Source organism: Methanospirillum sp. (genome assembly GCF_035560735.1).
Classification (GTDB): domain Archaea; phylum Halobacteriota; class Methanomicrobia; order Methanomicrobiales; family Methanospirillaceae; genus Methanospirillum.
The window spans coordinates 1-4494 of sequence record NZ_DATMYY010000055.1; the positions used below are offsets into that span (position 1 = coordinate 1).

The following is a 4494-nucleotide window of genomic DNA, read 5'->3' on the forward strand; positions in this document are numbered from 1 at the left end:
TGGGTGAAGAGAAATTCAAGCCGGCACTGGAAATAATGCGGGAGATAGGGGACAAAGAAGGAGAAGCAAGTTGTTTTCATGAACTAGCCACCAACGATCTGGAGCTGGGCTCTTATGAAAGTGCTCTTAATGAGTCCCAGCAAGCATTGATTCTCTACGAATACCTTGAATCCCCCGGAGATATGGCAGATGAGTTTTATTTCCTGGGGGAAATTGCATCACTTCTGGATCGTCCGATTGGTGCTATCCAACTCCTTGGTCTTTCGGTCCATCTGTATCAATCAGTGAATCATCCAAGCACCCCTGATGTTCTCTCCATCTTAGATCAGATATCATCCGGATACTCAACTGAGCAAGCCCAGTTTTTTATCCAACAGACCGTAGAGAAGTTCCAGGCAGAAGGTGTAGCAGCGGTAGTCGATTCAATCTTTTCAGATCACTCTACCACCTAATCAAAAATAGAAAGGTACTTCAGCCATCTCCCTCTATCTTCCATAGAGGTTCATGCCTGCTGAGATTATTATTCCAATCGAAAAAATAAATGATACTTACCAATTTTCCCTCATTCTCAATAATAATACGATAGCAAAGGATCAACTTTTTTCTGAGGACTCCACGTCCTTTCTCTTCACTCTCAATAAAGAGTTTCGAACCATTTTTAATCGTCCATATCTCCCTACACTGGATCCTGGTATTCAGTTAAAATACGGCAGCCATCTCTTTGAAATTCTGCTCAAAGACCATTGGGAAGCCATAAAAAATGCGGCCGGAACTTCTGATCACATCCGGATCACCATCTCATCCAAAGAGTCAGAGATTCTCAACATTCCCTGGGAACTCATGACTCCTGATAATACCAATTTTATCGGGACCGAGACACGCCTCAGCATTAGCAGGTATCCCGGAATCACCATAACCCATTCCTCATGTTCTCTTCGCCCCGGCCCCCTTCGGTTACTCCTCATGGCCTGTTCACCGAGGGGAACAAATCCCCTCTTGTATGAACGTGAAGAAGAGTACACCCTGAAAGGCATCCACGGACTCCCTGTTGAATTCGATTCAGGTGATCTTGGAACCTTTGAAGAACTGGAAACAAAAATCCGTCAATTCAGACCTCACATCGTTCACCTGACCGGTTATGGCGTTATCGGTGATGACAACATTGGAAGATTTGCCTTTGAGGATGAGGGAGGCAACCTTGATCTCAAATCTTCAGATGAGATCAGACATATCCTCGTTGATCAGGGTGTTCAGTGTGTGTTTGTCAGTGGCTGCCAGTCAGGAGAAGCTCCACCGGTAGATGCGATCAAAGGGATATGCCAGACCCTGGTCAGTGAGCAGGTGCCTGCGGTTATCGGGTGGGCGGCCTCGATTGCAGATTCCCATGCCACAACCTTTGCAAGAAACTTGTACAAAGAGCTAGCAGCAGGCACCTCGCTGGATCAGTCTTTGAACCTAGCCAGATGGAAACTCTGGAATGCCACCAAAGATACCGGTGATCTCTCATGGGTTTTGCCGGTATTGTACACCTCATCTTCTCAATGTCACCTGTTTGAACCAGGGAAGCCTGAAGTAAAAGAGAAGGTATCAAACCTTGTCAGACCGCTACCCGGGATGACCGAAGGGTATGCACCGCACTTTGTCGGGCGCAGACGTGAACTCCAGAAGGTCCTTCCCGGACTTCAATCTGGTGAATATTCGGTTATCATCCTGACCGGAATGGGAGGGGCAGGAAAGAGTGCTCTGGCAACAAAGATCGCGCGGAAATTTGAAAATTCGATGGATTACACCCCGGTTGCAATCCCCTGTTCCAGAGAGGCGCCACTGACCTGCGAGATGCTCATCGAGAGATTTGCGGTAGTGTTTGGATCGCCTCTCACAGAACTGCTTCGGCAAAAGGACCTCTCACCATCGCAGAAACTCTCCCATATTTTTCACAAACTCAACCAGGAGCCGTATGTTCTGGTAATTGATAACTTTGAAACAAATCTTGATGACTCCAATATCATTGCTGACCCAGATATAGCCACCTTTTACACGATGCTATTATCTGAATTGTCTGGAAAATCCCGGGTCATTATCACCTGCAGATATCTGCCGGCTGGAGTGAAGTACCCGACAACAGCCTTTGAATGTCAACTGGGAGATCTGAACCAGGCTGATGTGGGCAAAGTTTTCAGGAATAATGAGCAGTATGAAGTTCTTACCCTGGATGGGAGGATACCTGATGAAATGGTATCTGAAGTGTACCGGGTGTTTGGAGGAGTTCCCAGGTTCTTAGAGCAGATCCTTTCTCTCCTGAACGAGGATCCTGCTCAATTTCTGGAAGATTTGAGAAAAATTTCTCTTCCATCAGGGGATGATAATCCCAATGAACTGCGAGAACTTCGGGATACATACTACGACTCTCTGGTTTTAAGCCGATTATATAAGCATCTGGAGAGTGATGCATCACGAGTTACACTTTGCCAGTCTGCGGTCTACAGTATCGCTATTCCACCTGAAGTAATTGCAGCAGTGACCAGTCTTCCGGTACGGACCATCAAGAGGTATATCCAGGAGTGGCAGAATCGGGCATTTATATTCACGGACCATGAATTGGGCGTAGATAATCTCTGGGCAGTTTATGGGATGCTCCGCCCCTGGCTCCTTGATCATCTCGGTGATGATGAGAGAGTGTCTGCCTGCAATACTGCCGGGGATTTTCTTTGGGATCTTGAGAAGGATGACAGGGAAAAATATCTTGGGATCTCCTGGATCTCCTGCCTTCTTGAGGCCCGGTCATTGTTTCTGCAGGCAGAAGAGCTTGAAAAGGCTCGTTTGGTGACCGGTCGTCTCTCTGATTTTTTTGTCAGGAGAGGAATGTATGACTCAGTCAGGGTATTAAATAGGGAACTATTACAGAGAGAGGTTCATCCATATACTCTGAATTGGTTGGGTAAAGCTGACTATGACCAGGGTTGTTATGAACGCGCCCGTTTAATTTACGAGCAATCACTTACAATTTGCATGGAGATTGGCGATCGGGTAGGAGAAGCACGTATGCTACACAATCTGGCCAGCATTGATGTAGAGCAATGTTGCTATAAACATGCCTGTGATTTGTTTGAGCAATCACTTGCAATTTACAAGGAAATTGGAAATAGACGAGGAGAAGCTAGTAGTCTACACCAATTGGCCATCATCAATCTTCATCTGTGTTTTTATGAAAAATCACGTGTTCTTTTAGAACAAGTTCTTGAAATATCGAATGATATTGGAGATAGAATAGGAGAAGCAAGCAGTCTACATACTCTGGCTAGTATCGATCTCTGTCAAGGTCTTTATGAACGTGCAAGTGATCTTTTCGAACGAGTACTGAATATGAGGAATGATATTGGCGATCGGGCAGGAGAAGCAAGTACGCTGCACAATCTAGCCAGTATCGATCTCTGTCAGGGTTCTTATGAGCGTGCCCGTGATCTTTTTAAACAAGCACTAGATATAAGGATGGAGATTGGTGATAGGACAGGAGAAGCAAATACGCTGTACGCTCTAGCCAGTATCGATCTCTTTCAGGGTCGTTATGAACGTGCCCGTGTTCTTAACGAGCAATCTCTCATTATTTCGAAGGATATTGGTAACTGTGCCGGAGAAGCAAGTAATCTGTATGCTCTGGCCAGTATCGATCTCCGTCAGGGTCGTTATGAACATGCCCGCGTTCTTTACGAGCAATCTCTCGTTATTTCGAATGATATTGGTAACAGTGTTGGAGAAGCGAGTAGTTTGCATCAACTTGGCATCATCGATCTCCGTCAGGGTTTTTACGAGCATGCCCGTTCTCTATTCAGTCAAGCATTAACTCTCTGCGAATCTCTGCAATCAGTCGGAAATATGGCTGAAGAGTTATATTCTTTAGGGGTGGTAGCATCACATCTGGATCATCCGATTGGTGCCCTAAAACTCATCGGTCTATCTGTTCATCTATACCAATCAGTGAATCATCGAAACACCAAGATTGCTCTCACCACATTCGAACAGGTCTCATCCGGATACTCACCTGAGCAAGTCCAGGAACTGATAGAACAGACCGTAGAGAAATTCAAGACCGAAGGTGCAACATCGGTAGTCGACTTAGCCTTCACTGATCACCAGGCTACCGGATTAAAATAGAATGATACTTCAGCCACCTACCTTTCCATCGAGATTTATACCTGCTGATATCATCCCGATCGAGAAGCAGAAGGAAAACCGGTTCAGCCCTTTCTGATGATTCATTTCCACTCTCCTGTAAACCTCAACAAAGAATCTCTACCCATCCTCGAACTTGCTGACCTGCCGGCCATTGAACCACGGCTCAAGTCGGGTGTATACCCTTTCAGGTCTGTTCGCATCAGACCTCATAAATCCCTCTCAAACTCCCATTCCGGATATCTCAACTCTCCGATCACCCTTCGTGCGGGAGGTCGGTGATCCTGCACGTATATACACCCCCTCACCCGGATCTCACAAAAC

At 46.1% G+C, this 4494-nt stretch carries 2 protein-coding genes; both read left to right on the forward strand.

The window, feature by feature from the left end; genetic code table 11:
• Positions 1–452: hypothetical protein (locus VN429_RS01460; RefSeq protein ID WP_325629029.1), on the forward strand; the 452-nt coding region annotated here is incomplete at its 5' end.
• Positions 453–504: 52 nt separating this feature from the next.
• Positions 505–4152 carry a tetratricopeptide repeat protein gene (locus VN429_RS01465; RefSeq protein WP_325629031.1) on the forward strand — a complete coding sequence of 1216 codons (3648 nt, stop codon included), beginning with the start codon at positions 505–507 and terminating at the stop codon, positions 4150–4152.
• The last annotated feature ends 342 nt before the right edge of the window (positions 4153–4494 follow it).

What these genes read in the sequence shown, in the direction of transcription:
- VN429_RS01465 (WP_325629031.1), top strand. Translation starts at nt 505, where the DNA reads ATGCCTGCTGAGATTATTATTCCAATCGAAAAAATAAATGATACTTAC.